The organism is Rhodococcus sp. B50, from assembly GCF_013602415.1.
In the GTDB taxonomy this organism is placed as follows: Bacteria; Actinomycetota; Actinomycetes; order Mycobacteriales; family Mycobacteriaceae; genus Rhodococcus.
Genome location: NZ_WPAG02000002.1, coordinates 3,490,846 through 3,517,259, shown reverse-complemented (window position 1 = coordinate 3,517,259; position 26,414 = coordinate 3,490,846). Strand labels below are relative to the sequence as shown.

The 26,414-nt window shown below is 67.8% G+C and carries 22 protein-coding genes and 1 tRNA gene; 10 read left to right on the top strand and 13 right to left on the bottom strand.

The window, feature by feature from the left end; genetic code table 11:
• Window positions 1-5: 5 nt before the first annotated feature.
• Window positions 6-653, top strand: coding sequence for a trimeric intracellular cation channel family protein (locus tag GON09_RS16610; RefSeq protein WP_213934487.1), 648 nt, complete (start codon window positions 6-8; stop codon window positions 651-653).
• A 116-nt stretch (window positions 654-769) separates the two neighbouring features.
• Here the strand turns inward: GON09_RS16610 and GON09_RS16605 are convergent, their stop codons facing one another.
• Window positions 770-2,323: a hypothetical protein gene (locus GON09_RS16605; protein WP_213932738.1), complete on the bottom strand. Its 1,554-nt coding sequence runs from the start codon at window positions 2,321-2,323 to the stop codon at window positions 770-772.
• 104 nt (window positions 2,324-2,427) lie between these two features.
• Here GON09_RS16605 and GON09_RS16600 point away from each other — a divergent pair, with 104 nt between their 5' ends.
• Window positions 2,428-3,714: a TerD family protein gene (locus GON09_RS16600; RefSeq protein WP_213932737.1), complete on the top strand. Its 1,287-nt coding sequence runs from the start codon at window positions 2,428-2,430 to the stop codon at window positions 3,712-3,714.
• A 4-nt stretch (window positions 3,715-3,718) separates the two neighbouring features.
• Here the strand turns inward: GON09_RS16600 and GON09_RS16595 are convergent, their stop codons facing one another.
• Window positions 3,719-4,063 (bottom strand): spore germination protein GerW family protein, encoded by a 345-nt coding sequence (locus GON09_RS16595; RefSeq protein ID WP_213932736.1) that lies wholly within the window; start codon window positions 4,061-4,063, stop codon window positions 3,719-3,721.
• A 218-nt stretch (window positions 4,064-4,281) separates the two neighbouring features.
• Between GON09_RS16595 and GON09_RS16590 the strand changes: the two genes are divergently transcribed.
• A complete protein-coding gene (locus GON09_RS16590) occupies window positions 4,282-6,765 on the top strand; it encodes a response regulator (protein ID WP_244865537.1) in 2,484 nt (827 codons plus the stop codon).
• A 7-nt stretch (window positions 6,766-6,772) separates the two neighbouring features.
• On the opposite strand, the gene GON09_RS16585 is transcribed toward GON09_RS16590, so the two are convergent.
• Together GON09_RS16585 and GON09_RS16580 are read right to left on the bottom strand one after the other, a co-directional pair.
• Window positions 6,773-7,192: a DUF732 domain-containing protein gene (locus tag GON09_RS16585; RefSeq protein ID WP_213932735.1), complete on the bottom strand. Its 420-nt coding sequence runs from the start codon at window positions 7,190-7,192 to the stop codon at window positions 6,773-6,775.
• A 123-nt stretch (window positions 7,193-7,315) separates the two neighbouring features.
• A complete protein-coding gene (locus tag GON09_RS16580; protein ID WP_213932734.1) occupies window positions 7,316-9,091 on the bottom strand; it encodes an AMP-dependent synthetase/ligase in 1,776 nt (591 codons plus the stop codon).
• Window positions 9,092-9,245: 154 nt separating this feature from the next.
• Here GON09_RS16580 and GON09_RS16575 point away from each other — a divergent pair, with 154 nt between their 5' ends.
• Both GON09_RS16575 and GON09_RS16570 read left to right on the top strand, forming a co-directional pair.
• A complete protein-coding gene (locus GON09_RS16575; RefSeq protein WP_213932733.1) occupies window positions 9,246-11,705 on the top strand; it encodes a molybdopterin oxidoreductase family protein in 2,460 nt (819 codons plus the stop codon).
• Window positions 11,702-12,190: a hypothetical protein gene (locus GON09_RS16570; protein ID WP_213932732.1), complete on the top strand. Its 489-nt coding sequence runs from the start codon at window positions 11,702-11,704 to the stop codon at window positions 12,188-12,190. The genes GON09_RS16575 and GON09_RS16570 overlap by 4 nt, the downstream gene beginning before the upstream one ends.
• Window positions 12,191-12,214: 24 nt before the next feature.
• On the opposite strand, the gene glfT1 is transcribed toward GON09_RS16570, so the two are convergent.
• The 3 genes from glfT1 to GON09_RS16555 all read right to left on the bottom strand — a co-directional run bounded on the left by glfT1 (window position 12,215) and on the right by GON09_RS16555 (window position 14,611).
• Window positions 12,215-13,105 carry a galactofuranosyltransferase GlfT1 gene (gene glfT1, locus GON09_RS16565; protein ID WP_213932731.1) on the bottom strand — a complete coding sequence of 297 codons (891 nt, stop codon included), beginning with the start codon at window positions 13,103-13,105 and terminating at the stop codon, window positions 12,215-12,217.
• Complete coding sequence (wzt, locus tag GON09_RS16560; protein WP_213934485.1) at window positions 13,098-13,949, bottom strand: galactan export ABC transporter ATP-binding subunit Wzt/RfbE; 852 nt, start codon at window positions 13,947-13,949, stop codon at window positions 13,098-13,100. The genes glfT1 and wzt overlap by 8 nt, the downstream gene beginning before the upstream one ends.
• Window positions 13,950-14,026: 77 nt before the next feature.
• Window positions 14,027-14,611 (bottom strand): bacterial proteasome activator family protein, encoded by a 585-nt coding sequence (locus tag GON09_RS16555; RefSeq protein WP_213932730.1) that lies wholly within the window; start codon window positions 14,609-14,611, stop codon window positions 14,027-14,029.
• A gap of 147 nt (window positions 14,612-14,758) precedes the next feature.
• Here GON09_RS16555 and GON09_RS16550 point away from each other — a divergent pair, with 147 nt between their 5' ends.
• Window positions 14,759-15,958, top strand: coding sequence for a cysteine desulfurase-like protein (locus GON09_RS16550; protein WP_213932729.1), 1,200 nt, complete (start codon window positions 14,759-14,761; stop codon window positions 15,956-15,958).
• 46 nt (window positions 15,959-16,004) lie between these two features.
• On the opposite strand, the gene GON09_RS16545 is transcribed toward GON09_RS16550, so the two are convergent.
• On the bottom strand, window positions 16,005-16,991 hold the full coding sequence (locus GON09_RS16545) for an NAD(P)H-quinone oxidoreductase (protein WP_213932728.1): 987 nt from the start codon (window positions 16,989-16,991) through the stop codon (window positions 16,005-16,007).
• Between the two features lie 119 nt (window positions 16,992-17,110).
• Between GON09_RS16545 and GON09_RS16540 the strand changes: the two genes are divergently transcribed.
• Window positions 17,111-17,581 carry a MarR family winged helix-turn-helix transcriptional regulator gene (locus GON09_RS16540; RefSeq protein WP_213932727.1) on the top strand — a complete coding sequence of 157 codons (471 nt, stop codon included), beginning with the start codon at window positions 17,111-17,113 and terminating at the stop codon, window positions 17,579-17,581.
• A 51-nt stretch (window positions 17,582-17,632) separates the two neighbouring features.
• Window positions 17,633-17,717: transfer RNA gene (locus GON09_RS16535), tRNA-Ser, on the top strand.
• A 63-nt stretch (window positions 17,718-17,780) separates the two neighbouring features.
• Here GON09_RS16535 and GON09_RS16530 read toward each other — a convergent pair.
• The 3 genes from GON09_RS16530 to GON09_RS16520 all read right to left on the bottom strand — a co-directional run bounded on the left by GON09_RS16530 (window position 17,781) and on the right by GON09_RS16520 (window position 20,297).
• Window positions 17,781-18,524, bottom strand: a complete 744-nt coding sequence (locus GON09_RS16530) for an MBL fold metallo-hydrolase (RefSeq protein WP_213932726.1) — start codon at window positions 18,522-18,524, stop codon at window positions 17,781-17,783.
• Window positions 18,525-18,555: 31 nt separating this feature from the next.
• Entirely contained in the window at window positions 18,556-18,954 is a 399-nt protein-coding gene (locus GON09_RS16525; RefSeq protein ID WP_213932725.1) for a flavodoxin domain-containing protein, read from the bottom strand.
• Window positions 18,955-19,034: 80 nt separating this feature from the next.
• On the bottom strand, window positions 19,035-20,297 hold the full coding sequence (locus GON09_RS16520; protein ID WP_213932724.1) for a helix-turn-helix domain-containing protein: 1,263 nt from the start codon (window positions 20,295-20,297) through the stop codon (window positions 19,035-19,037).
• 147 nt (window positions 20,298-20,444) lie between these two features.
• Between GON09_RS16520 and GON09_RS16515 the strand changes: the two genes are divergently transcribed.
• Entirely contained in the window at window positions 20,445-22,286 is a 1,842-nt protein-coding gene (locus GON09_RS16515) for a flavin-containing monooxygenase (protein WP_213932723.1), read from the top strand.
• A gap of 173 nt (window positions 22,287-22,459) precedes the next feature.
• Window positions 22,460-23,428, top strand: a complete 969-nt coding sequence (locus GON09_RS16510) for an alpha/beta hydrolase (protein ID WP_213932722.1) — start codon at window positions 22,460-22,462, stop codon at window positions 23,426-23,428.
• A gap of 27 nt (window positions 23,429-23,455) precedes the next feature.
• Here GON09_RS16510 and GON09_RS16505 read toward each other — a convergent pair whose 3' ends face one another.
• On the bottom strand, window positions 23,456-25,153 hold the full coding sequence (locus tag GON09_RS16505; protein ID WP_213932721.1) for a bifunctional metallophosphatase/5'-nucleotidase: 1,698 nt from the start codon (window positions 25,151-25,153) through the stop codon (window positions 23,456-23,458).
• 98 nt (window positions 25,154-25,251) lie between these two features.
• Window positions 25,252-26,331, bottom strand: a complete 1,080-nt coding sequence (hisC, locus tag GON09_RS16500) for a histidinol-phosphate transaminase (protein WP_213932720.1) — start codon at window positions 26,329-26,331, stop codon at window positions 25,252-25,254.
• Window positions 26,332-26,414: the final 83 nt, after the last annotated feature.

Below are 26,414 nucleotides of genomic sequence, written 5' to 3'. Positions count from 1 at the left end.
TGGACGTGAACACGCAGAGCACGGCGCTGCTCGTGCTCGACCTGCTCGGTACGTTCGCGTTCGCCCTCAACGGAGCGCTCACCGCCGTCCGCGTCACCCGCATCGACATCGTCGGCGTCGTGACGCTCGGAATGATCACCGCGCTGGGCGGCGGCATCATCCGCGACATCCTCATCGACGACCTGCCACCCGCGACGTTCAGCGACTGGCGATACCTCGCGGTCGCCGCGGCGGGGAGTCTCCTCGCCTTCTTCGCCCGCAAGCTGGAGCGACTGGCCACCCCCATCACGATGTTCGACGCGGCCGGTCTGAGCCTGTTCGCCGTCACCGGAGCGGGCAAGGCACTCGATTTCGGCCTCGGTCCGGTGCAGGCGATCATCCTCGGCACGATCACCGGCGTCGGCGGCGGCACGCTGCGCGACGTGCTGATCCGTCGGGTGCCGGTCGTGTTGAACAGTGAGCTCTATGCCATCCCCGCGATGGTTGCGGCGACCGTCCTCGTCGTCTGCGAGAGTCTCGACGTGGCGACCCTGCCGGCGGCGCTCGGTGCCGCGGCGCTGTGCTTCGTGATCCGGATGGTGGGAGTTCGCTACGACCTCAACGCTCCTGGGCCGCGCGGGTTCGACGGTCCCGACCCGCCGAAGCGGGTGTGATCGAAACCGACGTGGTTGTCGATTCTCGGGCGGGTTCTCGCACACAACGCCGTACTCGGCGTCAAATCGCTCCGACTGTTCGATTCGGTTCGGCTCTGCGCGCTTCGGCGCCGGTGTCAGGGGTTGTACGTGAACCGGTCCATCGTGGCCGCTGCCGTGGGCATCCCCAACGGTCGCGCGATCGCCGCGACCCACCCCCGCCATGCTGGGCACGGCGGAGGAGGGCGATTGTTCAGGAAGCGGATGGCTGCGTCCTCGAAGGCCGGTGACAACGGAAGGTTGGGGTGGGCAGTCCGGGCCGGGCATCCGTTTCGTTCGACGTCGAAGTGCCACTCGCTCGCCAGGGGTAGGTCGGTGACCGACGGGAGGGTCGTCGCCCGGACTCCCACAGGGAGAGGCCGGGCGAGAATGGATTCGGCCGCCCCCGCGGTGCCGAGCAGTCCCCGAGCCGCGGGGGTCTCGGGATCGAAGTGCAGGCGGAACAGGTCGGTGACGGGGACGGCGGCGCGCAGCAGGTCGCCCACGACCCGCCCCGGCTCGTTCACATGTGGGGGAGGGTAGCCGGTCGGGGTGCTCGGAAACGGTCCGATCAGCAGGAGCACGTCGGCGCCGACCCGCCCGGTTGTGACCGCTTCCCACACCACCCATACGGCGTGCGAATGCGCCGCGACCGTCAGCGGGCGAGGAAGCGCGGACGCCTGCTGCGCGAACAGGTCGACCTGCTCTTCGAACGGACGTTGGGTGTCGCTCGGCCCGTAGGGCGCACCCGTGCGGATCGGGCAGGTCGCGTCGTGCTGCGGCTGTCCGACGCCCGGTCCGGCATACGAGAAGTAGTACACCTGCTCGCAGTCGTAACCGAGGCGGTGGACGTCCGTCGCGTGGATCCTGCCCTGTCCCGAGGCCGAGTTGATCCCGGACAGGATCATCAGCGAACCCGGCTGCGGCGGGCCGGGTTCGGGCCTGTCGGACTCGTGGGTCGTGACGAACGTTATCGACACGGCGACGAGCACCGCGACGAACGCGGCCAGGACCGACCTCGGTCTGCGCAGGGAGGGACGATCCATCATCGCGATCGCCAGGCCGGTCGCGAGGGCCGAGACCGGTACGAGCGGCACCGTGAGGGTGGGAAGCCGGTCTGCCACTACACCCAGCGTCGCGACGACTGCGCAATACGGCACCATCACTTCGATCCGCAGCCCACGACGCCACGTCAGTGCGCCGGCCTCCCGCAACCGGAATCGGCCCTGCCAAGGGACCGGTCCGAGGACGAGCGCCATCATCGCAATGAGGGCGACGGCGGGCCAGAACATCCGGGCATACAGAACGGCGAATGCCCCCGCGTCGGCGCACGCCGCCACCAGCACCGGCCCGAACGCGACCGCATAGAACAGAGCCGCGAAGCGCAGCCGCCGGGCGTCGAGTCCGCCCAGGAGCCATGCCATGAGCACGACCCGGGCTACGGCCACCAGAGCGAACAAGACCAGGAAGGCCGGCCACGACGACGCCCGCGACATCAGAACCCGCAGGTCGGTGAACTGGTCCAGGGGCGGCAGGGCCATCAGATGGATCAAACCGGGCCAGGTCGGGATCACGTTCGCCGCGGCGAGCAGCACGACGAACGCCGCTCCGGCCGCGAGCGGCCACCACCGCCTCCACTGTCCCTGTCGCATCCGCGGGACTCCCGTTGCCGACTGCCTCGAATGTAAAGGATGCGATGGTGGAGGAGCGAACGAGGAAGACTTCTCGTTGCCGCTCGCACGGACAGGAGGACTGCATGGTCGAGGTAGCGAAGGGATCGAAGACGGATCTCACCGATCTTCGATACGAGGTGAAGCTCGGTTCCGCAGTGGACGGAGTGGTCGACCTGATGGCCGTCCTGCTCACTGACGACGGCCGCGTGCGCAACGACGACGACTTCGTGTTCTTCAACAACCCGAAGGCGCCGGGCGTCCACCTCACCTCCGACACCTCCGTCACCGTCGACCTGACCGCGGTGCCGTCGGATGTTCAGCGGGTGCTCGTCGCCGCGAGCACCGAAGCGCAAGGACGCACCTTCGGTGAGGTGCCGGGTGTCAGCGTCGAGGTCGGTGGCCCGGGTCAGGCGCTCGAGTTCGTCCCGCCCGGACTGACCACCGAAACCGTCCTGCAGGTGGTCGCGCTGTACCGGCGCGGAAGCGGGTGGCGTCTCGACGCCGTCGGTCAGGGTTATCAGGACGGACTCGCGGCGTTCGCCTCCGATCACGGGATCGTCGTCGACGATTCGGACGAGCCCGTGGTGAACGCTCCTGCGTCGAAGGCTTCCCCTGCATCGGAGCCGATCTCGTTCGAGAAGGTGCAGATCTCGCTCACCAAGGATTCGCCCACGCAGACGGCTCGGATCGATCTGCGCAAGTCCCAGGGCGATCCGAACTGGGTGCTCACCGTCGGACTCGAATGGGACGGTCGTGGAGCGACATACGACCGCAACGGCAACGTGAAGAAGTACGGCAGCGGAGATCTCGACGTCTACTTCTACTGCCGCAACGAGCACACGAACGATTACGTCGTCATCAGCGGAGATCCCGGTCATCGTGGGAGTCTCGACACGTGGCCGTACATCCATCACTACGGCGACAGCAAGGGCCCGGGAAACGGGAAGAGGCCTGCGGTCGAACAGGTTCGGGTGCTGCCGAACGAGAACGGCGACCTTCTGGTCAACATCTATCAGAGCATCGACAACGGCGCGGGCGCGATCGACAAGTTCGGAAAGCCGCGTGTGGCAATCCGATACGGCCGCGCCGGGCGCGACGGTCTGCCCGGACCCGATGCCGACGAGATCCTCGTGTACGTCGGTAACGGCAAGAATTCGTACTGGGCGACCGTCGCACACATCGACGTGCAGGACGGCGTGCTCACCGTGGACGGGGAGACCCGGTACAGCCGGTTCGGGAGCGAACGCATGCCGGGACTGGACTCGTCGAGCAACTGGGTGCGCGCCCCGAAGGGCGGTCCGACCGGTCGCAGCAAGAAGCGTAACAACGGTCTCGGTCTGGACCGCTACAGCGGGGCGTGCCCGAAGTAGAAAGTTATCGCCGCCTACCGCCCTGCTTGCGTTGGGCGATGGCGCGCGTGATCAGGAAAGTGATCACCACCCCCGCAATCGATCTCACCACTCTGTTGACGTCGACGGCCGGTCGCCACGACACCTTCCCGTCCCTGATGACGTAGGCGCCGGCCGGCCGGGCTCCGACGCCGAGGCCGCCACCCTCGCCGTTCTCGCCCTCCGCCGACGAGCCGCCACCGCCGCCGGCGCCTCCCGAGATCGCCGCGGCGGTGATCACCGTGACTCCGTCCTTCTCGAACGGCTTCGAGAAGACCCGTTCGGCGGTCACGGTGTCCCGAACGGTGCTCATGAGTTCTGCGATGCTCATCCCGGTGCCTCCCTGCTCGGTCGTGTAAGCCGGGTCGAATCCATTGTCGGCGACGAGAGTGAGGGAGACCAGACGTGGGGGGCTCCCGCGGCCAGTGCGCGCAGACGCCGATGATCGAACCATGGGGAAGGAGGACATATGTCCTCTTTGTGGCGTCGTCCTACGCGGTATCGGGGGAGAATGGCGGCGGGAAGTACCGGAGATGGGAGTGACGGGGCATGAGGGCGACAGCCGAGTCGGACGAGACGTGGTCGGCGGAACGCCTGTTCGCGGGGCCGGGAGAAAGTCTGGAACGGTTCCGGAAGGCCGACTGGTCGGCCACCCCACTGGGGCCGGTGGAGTCCTGGCCGCCGGAACTGCGCATGGCGGTGCGGACGGTATTGCCGTCCGAGGTGCCGATGCTCCTGTGGTGGGGGCCGCAGCTGGTGCAGATCTTCAACGACGCGATCATCCCCGTCCTCGGCGACAAGTACCCCGCGGCGGTCGCGCAACCGGCGCCGGAATGCTGGCACGAGGTGTGGGACGAGGTGGGCGCCCGCGTAGAGCGGGCGATGGCGGGTACCGCCACCTTCGCTGAGGAAGAACTGCTGTTCATGCAGCGTCACGGTTACGAGGAGGAGACCTACTGGACCTTCTCCTACAGCCCGATCCGCGACGAGTCCGGCGAGGTCGCGGGGGTCTTCGTCGCGACCACCGACGTGACCTCACGGGTACTCGGTGAGCGTCGCCTGGAGGCTCTGAGCCGCCTGGGTACGGTGGCGATCACCGATTCGGGCATGTCGGTGATCGACACGTGCCGGAACGCGCTGGACGCGCTCGCTCCGAGCCGGCAGGACATTCCACTGGCTGCGCTCTTCCTCGACGCCCGCGTGGTGGATCCCGAAGATACGCAATCGAACTGGAAGCGGCTCGCCTCGATCGGCACGAAGCCCGGCTTTTCCGGCGCGCTGCTCGGTCCGGACGAGGATCGATTGCTGTCGAAGGCCGTCACGGCCTTCGAGCCGATCGTCGTCTCCGACATCGCCGAGCGCTCCCCGGACCTGCTCGACCAGCGGCGGGCTCTCGGCGACCATCCGATCGACAGCATCCTGCTCGCGCCGCTGAGAGCGTCGGGACACGATGCCCCACTCGGTGTTCTCGCGGTGGGGCTGAGCCCGTATCGGGTGTTCGACGACGCCTACGCCACCTTCGTCGAACTCGTCGTCACCAAGATCTCGGGGCTGCTGCGCGATGCGTCGGCGATGGACGCCGAGCGTCGCCGGGCCGATGCGTTCGCTGCGCTGGACGCCGCCAAGACGCGGTTCCTCGAGTCGATCAGCCACGAGTTCCGCACACCGTTGACGCTGCTCCTCGGTCCGTTGCAGAGCGTGCTCGACGAGGCGCCGGCACTGACGGATGCGCAGCGGCAATCACTGGAGGCCTCGCAGCGCGCTGCGGTCCGGTTGCGGCGACTCGTCGACGCGTTGCTCGAGGTGACGCGTGCCGAAGCCGATCCGTCGGGAAAATCCCTGAAACCGAGCGATCCGGCGGCGCTCACCGCCGAATGTGTGGAGCTGTTCGCCGATGCGGCGCACCGTGCGGGTCTGGACCTGCGGAGCCGGATCGCCGAGGCTGCGGCCGAGCAGACCCAGCTCGATCCCCAGCTGTGGGCTCACATCGTCCTGAACCTGCTCTCCAACGCGGTCAAGTACACCCCGGCCGGGTCGATCGATCTGGATCTGGACGTCGAGGACGATCGACTGGTCCTGACGGTCGCCGATACCGGCCTCGGTATTCCGGAGGCGGAACTCGGTCGTATCTTCGAGCGCTTCCATCGCATCGAGAGCGTCGGAGGACGCAGTCAGGAGGGCATCGGGCTGGGTCTGTCCCTCGTCTCGGACTGGGTCCACGCACTCGGCGGAAGTGTGACCGTGTCCAGCGAGCTCGGGCGCGGCAGTACCTTCACCGTGTCTGTTCCCCGCGTTCTCGGTCCGGTGTCGGAATCCCCGGCCGGAACCGTCCCGGGGGACCTGAGTGCCCTGTACGTCGGGGAAGCGCACCAGTGGGACAGGGACATCGTCGCCGAGGCCGGATCTTCCGGGCAGGAGAAGGAGCTGCCGCAGATCCTCGTGATCGAGGACAACGCGGACATGCGCGACTACCTGACGCAGTTGCTGCGTCGTGAGAACTGGCACGTGGATGCGGTGGGGGACAGCGACGCCGCGCTCGAGCGAATCCGGTCGCAACCGCCACACCTCGTCCTGAGCGACATCATGCTGCCCGGCCGGGACGGGGTGGCGCTTCTCGAGGAGATCCGCAAGGACCCGGCAACGTCTCGCCTGCCGGTCATCCTCCTGACCGCCCGGGCCGGCACGGAGGCCACGATCGGTGGGCTGCGCACCGGCGCCGACGACTACATCACCAAACCGTTCAACCCCGGCGAGCTCGTCGCCCGTATCCGCGTCAATCTCGAATTGTCCTGGCTGCGTGAGCAATTACTTGCCGCGCGGGAACGCGAATCCGACCAGTTGAAGACGGCGTTGGAGACGCGGTCGACGATGAGCAAGGCGGTCGGGTTGATGATGGCCACGTTCAAGTGCGACGCCGACACCGCGTTCGAGAAGCTCGTCGCCTTCTCCCAGCACCGCAACGTCAAGGTACGGGAGATCGCCGAGCAGATCGTCGGTGATTACACCGCCTCGCTCACGAATTCGTCGAAATAGCTCGGGCTCAGCCGCCGAGCGAATCCGACAGGGCGTTCCGTCCGGTCACGAACTCGTCCCATTGCTTCTGGATCTCCTGGGATGTCTCCTCTCCCAGGGCATCCGAGCAGAGGCTCGTCACGCTCGCCATGCTGATGGTGACGGCGTCGAGGGGGTCGTAGCCGGCCTTCCGGGCCGGTTCGGTGAAGCCGACGACCAGATCTGTCGCCGAAGCATTCCCGTCGGCGCTGTCGGCATTCGTCCGCAGGTGGTCGCAGATCTCCTCGCCCACAGCGAGCAGGGCGTCGCGGTCGCCGGTGTCGATCCCCGCCTCTCCGAGACGGGCGATGTAGGTGTCCTCCCCGCCTTCGGCTCCACCGTTGCCGCCGCAGGCTGCCAGGGCGAGCGCGGTCGCGCTCGCGAGGGCGATCGAAACGAACGTGCGCATCGTCAACGCATTCTCTCTCCGTCGAGCCGCCGTTCCCCCTGAACGGTCCCGTGAATTATGCACATGCGGCTACGGGACCGTGCAGGGGGTACTCGTCGTGAGCGCGGTGACGAATCGGGCCTGCTACGCGTAGAGCTTGTCGATCTCCTCCGCGTACTTCGCGTCGATGGGCTTGCGCTTGAGCTTCATCGTCGGGGTCAGTTCGTCGCCCGAGGGTTCCCAGATCGTCGGCAGTACCGTGTACTTCTTGATCTGCTCGACCCGCGACAGCTTGGTGTTCGCTTCCTCCACCGATTTCGCGATCGACTCGAGGACGACGGGATGGTGCGTGAGTTCCTCGTGGCTGCCGCTGAGGCCGTGTTGTTCGGCGAAAATGGCCAGGGCATCGGGATCGAGCGCGAGCAGTGCGACGTTGTAGGGACGGTCGTTGCCGATGGCGACGGCACCGCCCAGCATCGGGCAGGCGGCACGCAAGGCGCCTTCGATGTTGGCGGGAGACATGTTCTTCCCCGCCGCGTTGACGATGATCTCCTTCTTGCGGTCGATCAACCGCAGGTAGCCGTCCGCGTCGATCTCCCCGATATCACCGGTGTGCAACCAACCATCGGAATCGATTGCGTCCGCCGTCTTCTCCGGATCGTTGCGGTAGCCCTTCATGAGCAACGGGCCGGAGACGAGCAGCTCGCCGTCCTCGGCGATCCTGATCTTCGCGCAGGGCACGGCCTGGCCGACTGTGCCGATGCGGATGGCGCCCGGCCGGTTCATGGTGACCACGCACGAGGTCTCCGACATTCCCCATACCTCGGAGCACGGGATACCCAGGGCCAGAACGAACTCGAGGACTTCCGGCGAGATCGCGGCGGCACCTGTGACGGCGGCGCGGACCTGGTCGAGGCCGAGCTTGCCGCGGATCGCGGACAGCACCAGCTTGTCGGCGACCGCGTGCTGCACTTCGAGGGTACGGGGGACCGGCTTGCCGTCGGACTGCAGCCGGGCGCGTTTGCGTCCGACGTCGATCGCCCACAGCGCAAGCTTCTTCTTGACCGGGCTCGACTCCTCGGCGAGCGTCTTGTCGATCGCAGCCTTGAGCTTGTACCAGACCTGCGGGACGGCGCCGAAGAGTGTCGGCCGCAGGCTCGGCAGCACCGTGATGGCCTGCTTGAGATCGTCGAGTGTGGTGATCTGCATGCCGCTGTACAAGCTCGAATAGTGCGAACCCCAGCGGTTGGCGATGTGTGCGTCGGGCAGATACGACAGGATCCGGTCGTCCGGGCCGGTGGGCAGATACGAACTCGTCGCCTCGAGTTCGGCGAGCAGGTTGGCGTGGGTGAGTTCGACACCCTTCGGCGGACCCGTGGTGCCCGAGGTGTAGATGAGGGTCAGCAGGTCGGACGGCTGCACGGCCTTCCATGCGGCGTCGAAGTCGAAGGACGGCTCGGCGGAGGCCTCGAGGTCGTCGAGGGACATGGTCCCCTCGGGTTTGCCGTCGATGCACACCAGGTGCTCGACCTTCGTGTCGCCGATCGCCTGCCGCAGGACGGGAACGAACTGTTCCTCGGCGATCATCACCCGGTTCCCGGCGTTGCCGAGTACGTACGTGATCTGCTCGGCAGTCAGCGAGTTGTAGATCGAGAACGGCACCGCGCCGAGGTGGAGTGCGGCGGTGTCGAGAAGGTGGAATTCGGGCCGGTTGGTGAGCATGAGCCCGACGGTGTCGCCGCGCTTCACTCCGAGACCGGCGAGCCCCGCGGCAAGGCGCTCGACGCGCTGCGCGTACTGGCGCCAGGTGTAGCGGACCGAGTCGTCGGGCGTGCGCAGCGCGACCTTGTCGGGGTACGCCGCGGCGGTGGTCTGAAAGGCTTCGCAGAGGGTCGACGGGGTGGTGGTGCGAGGGGTCATCACTACTCCAGAGGTCGAGTGTGGCGACAGCGTAAGGCGAACTGGCAACGCATGTGGTCGGATTTGCCGGATTGTTGTTCGAGGACCGAACTCTTTTCCGGAGCGGGGACACGTATGAGGATTCCGCGGCGGTCCTCCCGGGTACCGCCGTGTCATGGCCACCGTGGATCGAATCGCGGACCCGTGGGGCTCGCGTACCCCGTACGGACCGGGCGGGCGCTGGCCCACTCGCGTCGACACCTTTCTCGCCGAGGGGCTGACCGAGGACGACGTCGACAGGTGGGTGCAGTCGGCGACGATCCTGCATTCCAACGGTGACGGACTCGACATCGCAGTCAAGGACGGGCGCATGGTGGGGGTACGAGGACGTGCCGTCGATCGGGTCAATCACGGTCGGCTCGACCCGAAGGACCTGTTCGGCTGGCAGGCGAACCACTCGGCGGACCGGCTCACGACACCGTTGATCAGGCGCGACGGCACGCTCGTCGAGACGGACTGGGACACCGCGATGGATGCCGTCGCCGGGCGCACGAAGCACTTGCTCGACGAGCGCGGCCCCAGTTCGGTCGGCTTCTACACCACCGGCCAGCTGTTCCTGGAGGAGTACTACACCCTCGCGCTGATCGGTCACGGCGGCATCGGCACCAACCACATGGACGGCAACACCCGCCTGTGTACGGCGACGGCGGCGGCCGCTCTCAAGCAGTCCTTCGGATGCGACGGCCAGCCCGGGTCCTACACCGACATCGATCACGCCGACGTCATCGCGCTCTACGGACACAACATGGCCGAGACGCAGACGGTGACGTGGAGTCGGATCCTCGACCGGCTCGCCGGCCCGAATCCCCCGGCGGTGATCTGTGTGGATCCGCGGCGGACGCCGGTCGCGCGGGCCGCGACGGTGCACCTGGCCCCGCGTCCGGGCACCAATGTCGTCCTCATGAACGGGCTGCTGCACGAGATCCTGCAGCGCGGGTGGATCGACGAGGACTACATCGAGAACCACACCGTCGGATTCGACGAACTGCGCACCCAGGTCACCGACTACTCCCTCGGGAAGGCCGCCGAGATCTGCGACGTCCCGCTCGAGGATCTGCGGGAGACCGCTCGGCTCCTCGGCACCGCGAAGCGGCTGCTCTCGACGGTCCTGCAGGGCTTCTACCAGTCCCATCAGGCCACCGCGGCCGCCGTGCAGGTGAACAACATTCATCTCGTACGCGGCATGCTGGGGAAGCCCGGGTGCGGAATCCTGCAGATGAACGGGCAGCCCACCGCGCAGAACACCCGCGAATGCGGAGCCGACGGCGACCTGCCGGCCTTCCGGAACTGGGCCAACGACGCGCACGTCGAAGACCTCGCGCGCGTGTGGAACATCGACCCGATGCGGATCCCGCACTACACCGCGCCCACCCATCTGATGCAGATGATGCGGTACGCCGAGGACGGTTCGATCCGCTTCCTCTACGTGAGTGGGACGAACCCGGCCGTGTCGCTGCCGGAACTGCGTCGTGTACGCGAGATCCTCTCCCAGGAAAGGCTTTTCCTGGTAGTCCAGGACATCTTCCTGTCGGAGACCGCGCAGCTCGCCGACGTCGTCCTGCCCGCTGCGACCTGGGGTGAGAAGACCGGGACGTTCACGAATACCGATCGGACCGTGCACCTGTCGGAGAAGGCCGTCGAACCGCCCGGGCAGGCCCGGCCCGATCTCGACATCTTCGTCGACTACGCGCGCCGGCTCGACCTGCGGGACAAGGACGGCGATCCGCTCGTGAAGTGGTCCACGCCGGAGGAGGCGTTCGAGGCGTGGAAGGAGTGCACGGCCGGGCGACCGTGTGACTACACGGGCATCACCTACGAGAAGTTGCGCGGTGGAAGCGGGATCCAGTGGCCGTGCAATACGGACGCCCCCGACGGGACCGAACGTCTCTACGAGGACGAGAAGTTCTGGGCCGCACCGGATTACTGCGAAAACTACGGGCGGGATATGGTCACCGGCGCGCCGGTCGAACCCACCGAGTACCGGGCACTGAACCCCTTCGGCAAGGCGATCATCAAGGCCGGTGAGTACCTTCCCCCGCACGAGACCGTCTCCGACGACTATCCCTACCTGCTCACCACCGGCCGCACGCTCTACCACTTCCACACCCGCACGAAGACGGGCCGCGCCCCACAACTGCAGCGCGCCGCACCGGAGGTGTGGGTCGAGATGTCGGAGAGCGATGCCGAGCGGCATGGATGGTCGGAGGGAGACCTGTTGCGGATCGACACACCGCGCGGTCACGTCACCGCGCGACTGCGGATCAGTGGGATCAGGACCGGGGTGCTGTTCCTGCCCTTCCACTACGGCTACTGGGACACCCCCGCCGGTCACGAACCCGCGCTCGAGGGTCGCGCGGCCAACGAACTGACCTTCACCGATTGGGATCCGGCCTCGAAGCAGCCACTGTTCAAATCAGGTGCCGCCCGCGTCGAACGGGTCGCCGTCGCCGACGACGGGCCCTCCGCGGCGCCGACCACCACCGCGTCCGCACCCGTTTCCGGGACCGCCCCCGCCACCTCGGGTGGACCGGACGCCGAGACCACCGAGATGTTCGACGACGGAGGCCCGCGATGAACAAGGTGTCCCTGGCGATCCGCGAACTGCACCGCTCGGAGAACGACCTGGCGGGGGAGCTGCTGCGGACGGCCGACCGGCACAAGGTCGACCACGAGATCTTCCACGTGGCCAGGGACATCGCCGGCTGGTCGCAGCAGCACGTCCGCGAACTCGCCCGTGTAGGTCACGACTACGGACTCGACCTCGACGACGACCCTGGCGACGTACACGAGCTGCTGGCCGGGCTGCGACGGAAGGGCAGCGAGATGCTCGGACGTCGGCATGCGCCGAGCGTGCTGTTGCTGCGGGACCTGCGCACCGTGCACCGCATGGCGGCGGGCGTCTCGCTCGACTGGGAGATCCTCGCCCAGACGGCACAGGCCCTGAGCGACCGCGAACTGCTCGCCGTCTCCGAACGCTGCCACCCCCAGACCCTGCGTCAACTGCGCTGGGCGAACGCGAAACTCAAGGAGATCGCCGCCCAGACCGTCGTGACCGCGTGAGTGTCAGGGGTATCCGAGGAGGCGTCAGGGACGCTCGAACTTCTCCTCGCGTCCGAGCCTGCGCAACCGGATCCACTCGCGCAGCCCGGCCGGGTCGCGGCGGGTGACGAGGAAGTACCAGCCGAACCGCACCCATTCCTGGGGCAGCAGCCGGCGCAGTCCCGGCTGCGACAACAGGTAGCCACGGTTGCGGTAGGTGAAGAAGCGTTTGGTGTCGTTGTCCGGGTACTGCGTGTGCATCCGGCCGCCGAGGATGGGCTTGAACTCGTCGGCGCCGTCGGGATGCAGGTAGGCCGTCTGCAGGCAGGTGCCGAAGGGCAGGCCCGAACGGACGAGGCGTCGGTGCACCTCGACTTCGTCGCCGCGGACGAACAACCGCAGGTCGGGCACGCCCACCGCGTCGATCGCCGCGGTCGTGAAGAGCGCACCGTTGAACAGCGAGGCGATGCCGGGGAGCAGGTCCTCGTCGCCGAGTTCATGCCGCCACCGCCGCCACACGACGCCCCGGCGCAGCGGGAAGGCGAGGCGGTCGGGTTGCGCGATGTCGCACACGACCGGTGACACCTCGGCCAGACCGTTGCGCCGCGCGCAGTCCAGCAGCGTCGCGAGCACGTCCGGTCCCTCGGGGCGACCGTCGTCGTCGGCGAGCCAGACCCTATCGGCTCCCAGCGACAGCGCGTACAGGATGCCGAGGGCGAAGCCGCCCGCGCCGCCGAGATTGTGCTTCGAGCCGAGATAGCTCGTGGGCAGGTCCACCGCGTCGACGAGTTCGCGCACCGCGTCCTCGTCGCCGTTGTCGACCACCACGAGATGGTCGAGCGGACGAGACTGCGAGGCAAGAACTTTCAGGGAGTCGGCCAGCAGTTCGCGGCGACGGTGTGTGACGACGACGCCGATGATCCGTTCGTCAGCCACCGTTCGAACCCGTCGAGGCGGCGGCGTCGTGGGCGGACTTCGCGGTCCGCTCGCGCTCGAGCTCGTGGAGGATCGTGCGCACGTGGTCGCCGGCCTCGTCGCCCTCGTAGGACCGCACCACGTGCTCGATGTCGCCCTGCTCACGGATCTGTCCGTGATCGATCCACATCGCCTGGTCGCACAGCTGGGCGAGGAACTCGTTGGAATGGCTGGCGAACACGAGGATGCCCGAACGGGCGACGAGATCCTGCAGACGCACCCGCGCCTTCTTCATGAACTCCGCGTCGACCGCGCCGATGCCTTCGTCGAGGAGCAGGATCTCGGGATCGATACTGGTGACCACGCCGAGCGCGACACGCACCCGCATGCCGGTCGAGTAGGTGCGCAGCGGCATGTTGAGGTAATCGCCGAGCTCGGTGAAGTCGGCGATCTCGTCGACCTTGGCCAGCATCTGCTTGCGGCTCATCCCGAGGAACATGCCGCGGATGATGATGTTCTCGTAGCCGGAGATCTCCGGATCCATGCCGACGCCGAGATCGAACACCGGCGCGACGCGGCCCTTCACCCGAGCGTGGCCGCGCGTGGGCTCGTAGATCCCCGAGAGCAGGCGCAGCAGGGTGGACTTTCCGGCACCGTTGTGGCCGACGAGTCCGACGCGGTCGCCTTCCTTCAGCGACATCGTGATGTCGCGCAGAGCCTCGACGACCACCACGTCGGAGTTGTTGCGGCCGATCGCTCCGCCCGCCTTACCCAGGAAGGCCTTCTTCAGGGAGCGGGTCTTGGCGTCGAAGATGGGAAAGTCGACGCACGCGCCGCGCGTTTCGATGCTGACCCGACTCACGATGCTGCTCCAGACGCTGACACGGGACCCGAGCGTACCCGTCGCGGCGATACCGGAGTCCCGGGGCGTACCCGCCGGGACTAGAGGTACTGGCCGGTCCCGGGGTGGGTCTGACCGGGAAGCTGTTGATCGGTGTGACCGTGACCGCCCTGCGCGACGCCGGGCGGAAGCGCTCCCTGACGCATCTGCTCGAGCTGGGCGCGGGCCGCCATCTGCTGAGCGAACAGGGCCGTCTGGATCCCGTGGAACAGACCTTCGAGCCAGCCGACGAGCTGGGCCTGCGCGATGCGCAGTTCGGCATCGGAGGGCACCGAGTCCTCGCCGAAGGGCAGCGCGAGCCGCTCCAGTTCCTCACGCAGGTCGGGGGCGAGTCCCTGCCCGAGCTCGCGGATGGAGGAGAGGTGGATGTCCTTGAGCCGGGTGCGGCTGGCGTCGTCGAGCGGCGCGGCCTTCACTTCCTCGAGGAGCTGCTTGATCATGGTGCCGATCCGCATGACCTTCGCCGGCTGCTCGACCATGTCGGCCAGAGATTCGCCGCCGTTCTCGTCCGCCTTGGCCTCCGAGTCGGTGTCGACCTCGACACGAGCGGCCTCCTCGCGGGAGACACGGATGGGCCGGCCGTCGGGGCCGATCACGAGAACCTGGTCGTTGTCCGGATGCGTCATGACTCCATTCTTCCCTTTCCCACCCGGGGGTGCCCGGTTGCCCGATGGTCCCGGGAGTGCCGGGTACCCGATCGAGCCTACCGAGAGGGCAACACCGAGTGCAGGTACGGCGCGTCCCGATTGACATCGGGACCTAGAGTGTCTGCCATGGCTTACGACGTTGCCCGGATCCGGGGGCTCATCCCCTCGCTCGGCGACGGTTGGATCCATCTCGATCCACGGGCCGGCATGCAGATCCCCGACGTGGTGTCACGCACCGTGTCCACTGCGTTCCGGAACTCGGCCGCCTCGGCCACGGGACGGCACCTGTCGTCGCGTCGCAGCGCCGCGATCCTCGAGGAGGCGCGCGTCGCGGTCGCGGAACTCGTGGGTGCGGATCCGGCCGGGGTCGTCCTGGGCCCGAGTCACGCGGTGTTGCTCGCCTGGCTCGCCGAAGCCCTCAGTTCCCGCCTCGGACTCGGCACCGGCATGGTGTTGTCGCGGCTCGACGACGAAGCGAACATCGCTCCGTGGCTGCGGGTCGCGAGCCGCTACGGCGCGCAGGTGCGGTGGGCCGAGATCGAGATCGAGACGTGTGAGCTGCCCACCTGGCAGTACGAGGAACTCATCACGCCCACCACCCGGCTCGTCGCGCTCACCGCGGCGTCGTCGATCGTCGGCACCGCGCCCGACGTGCGAGCCGTGGCCGATCTCGTCCACGAGGTGGGTGGCCTCATGGTCGTCGACGCCGCCGGCGCCGCCCCCTACGCCCATATCGACATCGACGATCTCGGCGCCGACGTCCTCACCGTCGACATGGCCGCGTGGGGCGGACCGCAGATCGGCGCGCTCGTCTTCGCCGACCCCGGACATCTCGAACGGGTGCCGGCGATGTCGCTGAACCCGCATGCGCGCGGGGCCGAGCGCCTCGAGGTGGGCGGCCACCAGTTCGGCCTGCTCGCAGGCATCCCCGCGTCCATCGACTTCATCGCCTCGCTCGACGACGACGCCACCGGCTCACGACGCGAACGTCTCGACATCTCGATCAGCTCGATGCAGAACTACCAGGACGTGCTGTTCGACCGGCTGATGCGGCAACTCGACAGCCTCACCGGTGTGATCGTGCTCGGCCGCGCGTCGAGTCGCGTCCCCACCCTGAGCTTCACCGTCGACGGGGTCCCGGCCGAGAAGGTGGCTGCGCACCTCGCCGACCGTCGCATTGCGACGGTGGCGAGCACCCGCGGATCGAGCCGTCTCCTCGACTCCCTCGGCGTCAGCGACGAAGGGGGAGCGGTGAGCATCGGTCTCGCCCCCTACACGACGAGCTTCGAGGTGGATCAGCTCGTCCGCGAGCTCCGCAACCTCTAGTTGCATTCAGCTCCGCAACCTCTGGTTGCATTCAGCGCCGCAACCTCTAGTGCCGCTCGATCCGCAGCACGACCTTCCCGACGGTCTCGGGACTGTCGAGCAGTTCGTGTGCACGTGCCGCTTCGGTGATCGGGAGCTCGGCGTGCACGACGGGATGCACCTTCGCCTCCTCGATGAGCGGCCACAGGTTGGCGCGCACGGAGTCGATGATCGCGCTCTTGCCCGACGGTCCCGAGTCCGGCCGGCCGCGCAGACCGGTCGCGATGACGTGACCGCGCTTGGCGAGCAGTTTGCCGAGGTGCAGTTCGCCCTTGGTGCCGCCCTGCATGCCGATGACGACGAGGCGTCCGTCGGGAGCGAGGACGTCGATGTTCCGGGCCAGGTACTTCGCGCCCATGTTGTCGAGCACGACGTCGGCGCCACCGAACGCGTTGCGCACTTCGCTGACGAAGTCCTGCTCGCGGTAATCGATCGCCAGATCGGCACCGAGTTCGCGGCAGCGGTCGAGCTTGCCGGCAGAGGCCGTCACCGCGACCTTCGCACCGAGCGCCTTACCCACCTGGATGGCGTGCGTGCCGATACCGCCGCCGCCACCGTGGACGAGCAGGACGTCGCCGCGCGTCAGGCCGGCCGTCATCACGACGTTCGACCACACCGTGCACGCGATCTCGGGAAGCGACGCGGCGACCGCGAGGTCGATGCCCTTCGGTACCGGCAGCAGCTGGGAGGCGGGTACCGCGACCTTCTCGGCGTACCCGCCGCCGGTGAGCAGGGCGCAGACCCGGTCGCCGATGTTCCAGCCCGTCACACCCTCGCCGAGTTCGGAGATCACGCCGGAGCATTCGAGGCCCAGGATGTTGCTCGCTCCCGGGGGCGGCGGGTAGAGGCCGCGCCGTTGCAGCAGGTCGGCGCGGTTGACCGCGGTCGCCGCGACATCGAGAAGTACGTGCCCGGGAGGCAGGTCCGGGTCGGGCTGCTCGGTCCACCGGAGAACTTCTGGACCACCGGGTTCGGTGGCGACGATTGCATACATGTGTTCGACGCTATCGCGTGCGGCGCAGTGAGGGGACGGTCACTCCGGTCGCGACACCGTCACCTGCTCGAAGCTACCGAGGGGTAACACAACGGACGTTCGGCATTACACTCCCCGGCGTGACCAGCGAACGAGACGAACCCAAGTGGTTGACCGCGAAGGAGCAGGAGGCCTGGCGTCTCTACATGGACGGGAACAACCGTCTCATGAGCGCACTCAGCCGGTCTCTCAACGATCGACACGGCTTGTCGCTGGCGGAGTATCGGATCCTGGTCATGCTCTCCGAAGCCCCCGACGGCGCGTTGCGCATGAGCGATCTCGCCGACGGTGTGCTGTCCTCGCGCAGTCGTCTCACCCATCAGATCCGGCGGATGGAACAGGAGAAGATGGTCGTACGCAGCTCGTGCCCCGACGACGGTCGCGGCGTGCTCGCCACCATCACCGACGAGGGCCGGCGGCGACTGCGGGAGGCCGCGCCCACCCACGTCGACGACGTGCGTACCCACCTCATCGATCTGCTGTCGGTGGACGAGCTCGACATGCTGGCGCGGGTCTTCGCGCGCGTCGAGCACACTCTGGCCGACCGCTGAGGCTTCGAATCGGTTAGGTCTTGTTCGCGCGGAGCGGTTAGGATCTGCCACGGAAGCGTGGCAGAGCGGCCGAATGCACTCGCCTTGAAAGCGAGCTTGGGTAACACCAACGGGGGTTCAAATCCCTCCGCTTCCGCGCAGGTTCACAGCCCCGGTGGATATCCACCGGGGCTGTGCGCGTTCCGGTCTTCGGACCGCCTCAGCTCGGCCCGGCGAGCACCGCTCGCTCCACGGCCGCGGCCGCCCCGTCGTGCCAGGGCTCGCCGTGGCCGACGAGGACGTGTTTCGCGCCGGTACCGGCGATGGCCGACAGTGAGGCGAGAGCGGTAGCGCTGTCGGCGGTGGCCGCACCCGAGACGATCTGTGGACCGTGCCTGCCGGTGTACGGGTCGAGGGTGACGATCGCGTCGCCGACGATCACGGTGTCACGATCAGGAAGATGCAGTGCGCAGTGCCCGTAGGTGTGGCCGGGGGTGTGGAGAGGGACGGGACGACCGGGCAGGTCGAGCGGCTCGGAGCCGTGGAAGAGCGCCACGTCGTCGATGCCGCGCACCCACAGTGCCCCCGCCACGGTCATCCGGGTGAGCACGGGGATGCACGCGGGATACCGGACCGGATAGAGCAGCCGATTGCGTTCGTGCTGGTAGCGATAGGGATGTGCGGCGAGGAACTTCTCGTCGCGATGCGCCCAGACCGGCACGCGCCACCGTTCACGCAGTCGCTTCGCCGAACCGACGTGGTCGAAGTGGGCGTGCGTGAGGACGACTCCCTGCACGTCGTCGACGCGTCGGCCGAGCCGTGAGATCGCTCCTTCGATGCGGCCCGCGGTCGCGGGCAGTCCCGTGTCGACGACGGTCACTCCGTCGTCGTCCTCGATCAGGTAGACGTTGACGTCGGCGTGTGCGAGACGATGTACGCCCGGCGCGACATCCGTGTGCAGCATGGCGGCCCTTCGCTCGTGGGAACGTGCGGGTTCAGCTGTGGCCGTCGATCTCGTCGGCGATGAAGGCGGCCCACGACCGCACCTCGTCCTCGCCCGCGGACGGGGCGAAGGAGCGGTAGTCGAGTGCCGCGAGCTCGGACACCGGATCCGGTGTGTCCTCGCCGCTTTCGTCGCCCACTGCGAACAGCCACACGAGTTGCTGACTCAACCCGGAGGCCCGCGACGACAACAGTTCGAGGGTGTCCGGCGAGTATTCACCGGCGTCGACCTCACCTCCGAAGACGACGCCTTCGAATTCCTCCGACCGCTCGAGATCCGAGATGTCACCGACGGTGACGTCGATGTCCCGCTCACCCAGCGCATCGGCGACGAGCCGGGCGATCTTCTGGGTCGGACCTTCGGGACTGTCCGTGACGACGAGAACGGTCATTGTGTCTCCAACATGTTCGACGACTCGGGTTCACTGGTGCGTTCCCGGTCGCCGAGGGGTGGAAACATGGCCCGGCCGCGTCAGTGGGCGGCGCCGAGCGCTCGCACTCCGGGCGCCCCCGAGCGGCGGATGAAGTCGGAGTCGGCGAGCCGTTCGTCCGTACCGAGGTTCAGCGACAGGTCGACGGTGCCGGCGAGCCGGTAGGGCTTGCTCTCGATCACGTCTCCGATCGCGCGTCGCAGCCGCGACACCTCGGCCCGGACCGACACGGCATGGTCGTCGTCCCCGTAGAGGGCCCGGCTGAGCGCCGCGACCGTCATTCCGTCCGGGCCGCGTTCGTGCAGCAACAGCAGGATCTCGGCCTGACGGGCGGTGACGAGGGTGCGCCACGAGTCGTCGTCCCCGAAGACCTCCACGGTCGGCGACGACGACACGTGCAGAATCATCCGCAGTCTCGAGGTCGCTGCCGCCCCGCGTATCAGCCAACCGTGTGAAAGACGTTCGGGTACACACAATCCCATTCCCGGCACGGTCAGGGGACGGGCCTGCCGCGGAACCGCGACCCGCTCGGCGGCGATACCGGAGGCGTGCGCGACCCAACCGTCCTCGTCGACGAGCAGCACCGGTCCCCGGGTCGACGACAGCAGCGGAGCGGCCTCGGTGCGGAGCCGTTCGAGGCGCACCTCGTGCCGTCGCCACAACTGCGATTCGGCGAGCCGGACGGCGGTGTCGACGAGGGCGATGATGGCCGGATGCAGGGTCAGTGCAGGGCCGCTGACGTCGACGATGCCCAGCAGGTCGCCGCGGATCGGGTCGTGGATCGGGGCGGCGGTGCAGTACCAAGGGTGCTGGGTCGTCTCGAAGTGCTCACCCGAGAACAGTTGGACGGGTGCGGCCTCCGCGAGCGCCGTGCCGATGGCGTTGGTGCCGACCGTCGATTCGGTCCACACCGTTCCCTCCTGGAAACCGAGGGCGTCGGCGCGGGAACGGATCGGTGCGGAACCGCTGCGCCAGAGAATCACGCCGTCGGCATCCGTCACCACCAGCAGCAGATGGGAGGCGTCGGCGACGGGCGTGATCACCTGTTCGAGATCGCCGATCACCGCGGAGAGAGCGGACGCGCGGCGGCGTCGCTCGACCTCCGCGGCCGGCAGGCGGTTTCGCTCGTTGATCCCGGTGGGATCGAGGCCTGCGTCGAGCACGCGCTGCCACGAACGGGACACCAGCGGCCGGGGTCGCATCGGTGACCGGGCGCCGCCGATCACTGCGTCGTGCATCCGCGTCAACTCGCGCGCGTAGCGCGACAGGTCGGTGCCGGGCGCGATCGCGCTGAACGTGGTCACGGTCTCCTCTTCGTCGTCGTCCTCGGAGCATAGGGCGCAAATGTGTGCTGCGCCACAAATGGGTGCCCGTGCAACGTGACGCAACGCTTGCCCGGGTGCAGGCATGGGGAGTGTTCTGGATCACATCACTACGGGAAAGGACTCACCATGACCGACACCCTCGACAAGCCTGCGACCACCGGCTCCGCGACTCCCGACGACCGCGTCGACGCCTGGTTGCAGACTTTCGGCACCGCCCTCGCGCAGCGCGACGTCGACGCCGCTGCCGGCCTGTTCGGCACCGACTCCTTCTGGCGCGATCTCGTCGCCTTCACCTGGAATCTCAAGACCGTCGAGGGACGCGCGGGCGTCGCGGACATGCTGCACGCGCGACTCGCCGAGACCGACCCGAGCGGTTTCCGCGCTACCGAACCGGCGTCCGACGACGACGGCGTGCTCAGCGCCTGGATCGCATTCGAGACCGCGGTGGGGCGTGGCGTCGGCCATCTGCGTCTGAAGCGCGACGAGGAGAGCGGTGAGGATCGCGCCTTCACGTTGCTGACCACGATGCAGGAACTGAAGGGATACGAGGAGAAGAAGGGCACGCGTCGTCCGCGCGGTACGAACCATGGCGCGGACAAGCAGAGGGTCACGTGGTCGGAGCAGCGAGAGATCGAGGAACGCGAGCTCGGCTACACGCGCCAGCCGTACGTCGTGATCGTCGGTGGTGGTCAGGGCGGCATCGCGCTCGGCGCCCGCATGCGTCAGCTCGGGGTCCCCGCGATCGTGCTCGACAAGTACGACCGGCCCGGCGACCAGTGGCGCGGCCGCTACAAGTCGCTGTGTCTCCACGACCCGGTCTGGTACGACCACCTGCCGTACATGCCCTTCCCCGACAACTGGCCGGTCTTCGCGCCCAAGGACAAGATCGCGGACTGGCTCGAGATGTACACGAAGGTGATGGAGGTTCCGTACTGGTCGAAGTCGGAGTGCACCTCGGCGAGCTACGACGAGGAGACAGGGGAGTGGACCGTCCACGTCGTGCGCGACGGCGAACCGGTGGTCCTCCGGCCGAAGCAGCTCGTCATCGCGACCGGCATGTCGGGTAAGCCGAACGTCCCCGACTTCCCCGGGATGGACCTGTTCCGCGGCGAACAGCACCATTCCAGCGCCCACCCCGGCCCCGACGCCTATGCCGGCAAGAAGGTCGTCGTGATCGGTGCCAACAACAGCGCACACGACATCTGCGGTGCCCTGTGGGAGGTCGGCGCGGACGTCACGATGGTGCAGCGCTCGTCGACGCACATCGTCAAATCCGATTCGCTCATGGACCTCGGCCTCGGCGACCTGTACTCCGAGCGGGCCCTCGCCGCAGGCGTCACGACCCAGAAGGCCGACCTGACCTTCGCGTCCCTGCCGTACCGGATCATGCACGAGTTCCAGATCCCGATCTACGAGAAGATCCGCGAGCGCGACGCCGAGTTCTACGACCGGCTCGAGAAGGCGGGCTTCCGGCACGACTGGGGCGACGACGGTTCGGGTCTGTTCATGAAGTACCTGCGTCGTGCGTCCGGCTACTACATCGACGTCGGTGCCTCGGAGCTCGTCGCGAACGGCGACATCGAGCTGGCCCACGGCAACGTCCGTGAGCTCACCGAGACCTCGGTGATCCTCGAGGACGGCACCGAACTCGACGCCGATCTCGTCGTCTACGCGACCGGCTACGGCTCGATGAACGGCTGGGTCGCCGACCTGATCTCCCAGGAGGTCGCAGACAAGGTGGGTAAGTGCTGGGGTCTGGGCTCCGACACCACCAAGGACCCAGGTCCGTGGGAGGGCGAACAGCGCAACATGTGGAAGCCCACGCAGCAGGACGGCCTGTGGTTCCACGGCGGCAATCTGCACCAGTCGCGGCACTACTCGCTGTACCTGGCGTTGCAGCTGAAGGCGCGCTACGAAGGAATCCCGACCCCGGTCTACGGCCTGCAGGAGGTGCACCACCTCCGTTGACCACCCGGCTCGCACGCGTCGCCCTCGCCCACCCGGCGGGGGCGACGCGGCCGTACATCCTCCGATTCGTCACGAAACGGAGGATGGGTATTAGGGTCGCGTGCAGGTCCGCTTGACCGGGTACAGGTAGGGACTGTGAGATCACTCCAGGTCGTCGGGGGACGGGGAGTTCGATGGTGAAGAGACTTGCGGCGGCTGTCGCGGTGGCGTTGATGGTGCCGATCTCCGGCGCGACGATCGCCCATGCCCAGCCGGCGTCGGCGAGGATCGACCACGTCGAACGCGTCGGCGACAGGCAGACGAAGCTGTTCGTCCATTCGCCGGCCATGAACCGGATCGTGCAGGTACAGGTGCTGCACCCGGCGTGGGAGGGGGCACGCCCCAGCCTGTACCTGCTCGACGGTGTCAGCGCCGGTGAAGAGTCCGAGTTCCGCGAGAGCACGTGGACGCAGCGCACCGACATCGAGGAGTTCTTCGCCGACAAGAACACCAACGTCGTCCTTCCCGTCGGTGGCACCGCGAGTTACTACACCGACTGGAACACTCCCGACCCCGTCCTCGGGGTCAACAAGTGGGAGACCTTCCTGACCGAGGAATTGCCGCCGTTGATCGATGCCGAATTCGGCGGCAACGGTGTCAACGCGGTTGCGGGACTGTCGATGGGAGCCACCGGGGCGATGTCGCTGATCACCCGCAATCCCGACCTCTACCAGGGGGTCGCGGCGCTGAGCGGGTGCTACGACACATCCAGCGACTCCTCCCGCGACACGGTGCGCGGAACCGTTGCCTACAAGGGCGGCAACCCCGACAACATGTGGGGACCACCCGAGGACGGTCGGTGGGAGGAGCACGACTCCTACCTGCTCGCCGAGAGGCTGCGCGGCAAGGAGGTCTTCCTGAGTACCGGCAACGGACTACTCGGCCCGCACGATCTCGGTGCCGGCCAGGACGTGCTCACCGTCGGTGCGCCCCTCGAGCTCGGCACCTTCGTGTGCACCGTCACCTACGACCGTCGCCTCCGCGAACTCGGCATTCCCGCGCGCGTCGTCTACCGCCCCTGGGGCACGCATTCGTGGGGTTACTGGCAGGACGACATCAAGGCCGCGTGGCCGACCCTCGAGGACGCGCTCGGACTCCGCTGACCACGCCCCGCGCCGACGGGGACCGTCTCAGTGCAGGCGGATGCGATCGACGGCCGGCGACTCCACACGCGAGCGGGTGGCCAGATAGCTGTTGAGGGCATCCAGATCCTTGCCCGCCCCGACCAGTCCGTGCGCTTCGGTGCACACGGTGAAACCGTCTCCGCCGCCGGACAAGAAGTTGTTCACCACCACCTTGTACATGCGATCGGGGTCCACGGTCTCGCCGTCGATGGTGATCGACCGGATGCGTTCTCCACGCGGCGCGAGCCGGTCGAGGGTGTAGTGCAGGTTGTGCGACGGCGCCAGGATGCGTTCGACATCCGAGCCCACCGGACTCTCCTGGAACTGTTGCTCGAGCAGTGCGTCGAGTTGAGCTCCGGTGAGGTCGAGCACCTGCAGCATGTTCCCGAAAGGCTGCACCGCGTAGGTCTCCCGGTACGAAATGGTGCCGTCTCCGGCGAGCAGGTCGCTGCGGAGTCCACCGGGGTTCATCAGGGCGATCTGCGCCCCCAGATGCCGCGTCGCCGCGAGTTGGGCGTCGGCCACCAGATTGCCCAGTGCCGATTCCCCGCTCGAGGTCTCGCGCCGCGTGATGTCCGCGCCGATGCGAGCGATCGACCGGTTCGCGACCTCCGCCGACTTCTCCACCGCGCGGTCGACGAACTCGAGTGTGGTCGGATCCGGATCGATGTCGTGCGTGACGACCTGGGTGAAGACGACTGTGCTGTCGCGCAACACCTCTCGGCTCTGACGGTCGATGACGAGGTCGGCGACCGACAGGATGCGCCCGTGAGAGGCGCCCTGCACGACGGTGCGCGGCCTACCCGCCGGGTCGGTGTAGGTGCAGTTGAAATGCCGGTCGCCGTCGGAGGTGATGATGAGGTCCACGTCGGGGGAGACGGACGTCGCGATGGCTGCTGCCCCGCCGTCTCCGTTCGGACACGGATCGTCGCCCTCGATGGCGCCGATGTCGCCCTTGTAGAGCACGACGATCGAGCGGACGCCGAGCGCGCCCAGGATGTCGGCGGTGCGGTTGACGGAGGCGATCTCGTCCTCGAACTGCAGCCCCGCGATCGCGTCGGGCCGGATCATGTCGGGGGTGTTGCTCGGCACGACGCCGATGACCCCGACGGGTAATCCGCCCACGTAGTCGATGCTGTAGGGGAGTGCGGCAGGTGTTCCGGCGGTCGTGGTGAGGTTGGCGCCGAGGATCGGGAAGTTCGCGCCCTCGAAGAGCTCGGCGTAGCGGCAGCCTTCCTCGGGGTGGCAACCGCCGTCCCGCAACCGCTCGAATTCGGCGTAACCGCGGTCCAGTTCATGGTTGCCCAGAGTCGCCGCGGTGAGGTCGAGCTCGTCGAGCAAGGCGATCGTCGGCTCGTCGTGGAACAGGCCCGACTCGAGCGGCGACGAACCCCACGTGTCGCCCACGGCGTAGAGCACGGAGTTGTCGGCCTGCTCCCGGAGCTGCCGGACGTAGGCGGCGAGATAGGCCGCACCCCCCGCGGGGACCGAGACACCATCCGATCGGACGACCTCACCGTGCAGTCCCTGCGGGGGCAGAAGATTTCCGTGCAGATCGCCGAACGCGATCACCCGGAGCGGGACGGTGTTCGAGGGCGCGCTGCTCGACGGTGCAGCGCCGGCGGGCGCCGAACCACCGAAAGCGACCAAGGAGCCGACGAGCGCGCAGGTCGACAGGGCGCGACGCACCGTGCCTGCCCCCATACAGTTCCTCCGACCCCGGCTCGATCCGACCGCACGAGTCTGTCAGGGTCGGATCACGCCGCCGATACCCAGCCATAACGGTTGGGTCTCGTCACAGGTCAGCCCAGGCCGGCGAGTGCCCGTCCCTGCCCGGTCGCGAAGTCGAGGAACAGGTCGTTCTCATGAGGGTCGCCGATCGTCACCCGGGTTCCTTCGCCGGTGAAGTTGCGCAGCACCACGCCCGCCTCCGCTGCGGCCTCGGAGAACGCGGCGGAGCGTTCGCCCAACGGCAGCCACAGGAAGTTCGCGGCGCTCGCGGGGACCTCGTAGCCGGCGTCGACGAGTGCGGCGTGGACCCGCTCCCGTTCGGCGACGACACCCTCGGTGCGGGCCAGTAGCTCGTTCGCGGCGGCGAGCGACGCCACGGCCGCCGTCTGGGCAAGCGAGTTGACGGAGAACGGGGTGTGGACCTTGCTCAGTGCGGTCACGACCGACGGGTCGGCGACCGCATATCCGACGCGAATGCCCGCGAGGCCGTAGGCCTTGGAGAAGGTGCGGAGCACGACGACGTTGCTGCGACCTTCTGCGAGTGCGAGACCGTCCGGCAGATCCTCACCCGGCTCGGGGCGGACGTATTCGAAGTACGCCTCGTCCAGGGCGACGACGATGTGTTCGGGGACGGCGTCGAGGAACTGCTCGAGTTCGGCCTTGCCCAGCAGCGATCCGGTGGGGTTGTTCGGATTGCACACGAAGATCAGCCGAGTGCGGTCGGTGATCGCGGCGAGCATGGCCTTCAGGTCGTGTCCGTGATCCGCGGTGTTCGGAACGCGCACGGCGGTCGCGCCGGCCACGGCCGCGATGATGGGGTACGCCTCGAACGAGCGCCACGCGAAGATCACCTCGTCGCCCCCGTCGCACGTGATCTGCACGAGTTCCTGGCACAGACTCACCGATCCGCAGCCCACTGCGATCCGCTCGGTCGGCACGCCGAGCCGCTCCGACAAAGCCGCGACGAGTTCGGTCGCGCCGTTGTCGGGGTAGCGGTTGAGGCCGGCGGCGGCTTCCGCGAGCGCCTCCCGGACGCTGGGGAGCGGGCCGATCGTCGTCTCGTTGCTGGCGAGCTTCACCGCACCGGGGAACGAGCGGCCCGGAACGTAGGCGGGGATCGATTCGAGGTCGGGGCGGGTCCGTGGAGTCACGTGGTGATTATGCGCCTCGTCGGTCGGCGACCTGCGGGCAGGATGTCGGATACCGCCCGTCTGCAAGCTTCTGACCAGGCGTT

What these genes read in the sequence shown, in the direction of transcription:
- GON09_RS16585 (WP_213932735.1), bottom strand. Translation starts at nt 7,192, where the DNA reads ATGCGCACGTTCGTTTCGATCGCCCTCGCGAGCGCGACCGCGCTCGCC.
- GON09_RS16580 (WP_213932734.1), bottom strand. Translation starts at nt 9,091, where the DNA reads ATGACCCCTCGCACCACCACCCCGTCGACCCTCTGCGAAGCCTTTCAG.
- GON09_RS16505 (WP_213932721.1), bottom strand. Translation starts at nt 25,153, where the DNA reads ATGGGGGCAGGCACGGTGCGTCGCGCCCTGTCGACCTGCGCGCTCGTC.
- GON09_RS16595 (WP_213932736.1), bottom strand. Translation starts at nt 4,063, where the DNA reads ATGAGCATCGCAGAACTCATGAGCACCGTTCGGGACACCGTGACCGCC.
- GON09_RS16525 (WP_213932725.1), bottom strand. Translation starts at nt 18,954, where the DNA reads ATGACCGTTCTCGTCGTCACGGACAGTCCCGAAGGTCCGACCCAGAAG.
- GON09_RS16570 (WP_213932732.1), top strand. Translation starts at nt 11,702, where the DNA reads ATGAACAAGGTGTCCCTGGCGATCCGCGAACTGCACCGCTCGGAGAAC.
- GON09_RS16600 (WP_213932737.1), top strand. Translation starts at nt 2,428, where the DNA reads ATGGTCGAGGTAGCGAAGGGATCGAAGACGGATCTCACCGATCTTCGA.
- GON09_RS16510 (WP_213932722.1), top strand. Translation starts at nt 22,460, where the DNA reads ATGGTGAAGAGACTTGCGGCGGCTGTCGCGGTGGCGTTGATGGTGCCG.
- GON09_RS16550 (WP_213932729.1), top strand. Translation starts at nt 14,759, where the DNA reads ATGGCTTACGACGTTGCCCGGATCCGGGGGCTCATCCCCTCGCTCGGC.
- GON09_RS16545 (WP_213932728.1), bottom strand. Translation starts at nt 16,991, where the DNA reads ATGTATGCAATCGTCGCCACCGAACCCGGTGGTCCAGAAGTTCTCCGG.
- GON09_RS16575 (WP_213932733.1), top strand. Translation starts at nt 9,246, where the DNA reads ATGGCCACCGTGGATCGAATCGCGGACCCGTGGGGCTCGCGTACCCCG.
- GON09_RS16590 (WP_244865537.1), top strand. Translation starts at nt 4,282, where the DNA reads ATGAGGGCGACAGCCGAGTCGGACGAGACGTGGTCGGCGGAACGCCTG.
- GON09_RS16530 (WP_213932726.1), bottom strand. Translation starts at nt 18,524, where the DNA reads ATGCTGCACACGGATGTCGCGCCGGGCGTACATCGTCTCGCACACGCC.
- GON09_RS16605 (WP_213932738.1), bottom strand. Translation starts at nt 2,323, where the DNA reads ATGCGACAGGGACAGTGGAGGCGGTGGTGGCCGCTCGCGGCCGGAGCG.
- GON09_RS16555 (WP_213932730.1), bottom strand. Translation starts at nt 14,611, where the DNA reads ATGACGCATCCGGACAACGACCAGGTTCTCGTGATCGGCCCCGACGGC.
- GON09_RS16515 (WP_213932723.1), top strand. Translation starts at nt 20,445, where the DNA reads ATGACCGACACCCTCGACAAGCCTGCGACCACCGGCTCCGCGACTCCC.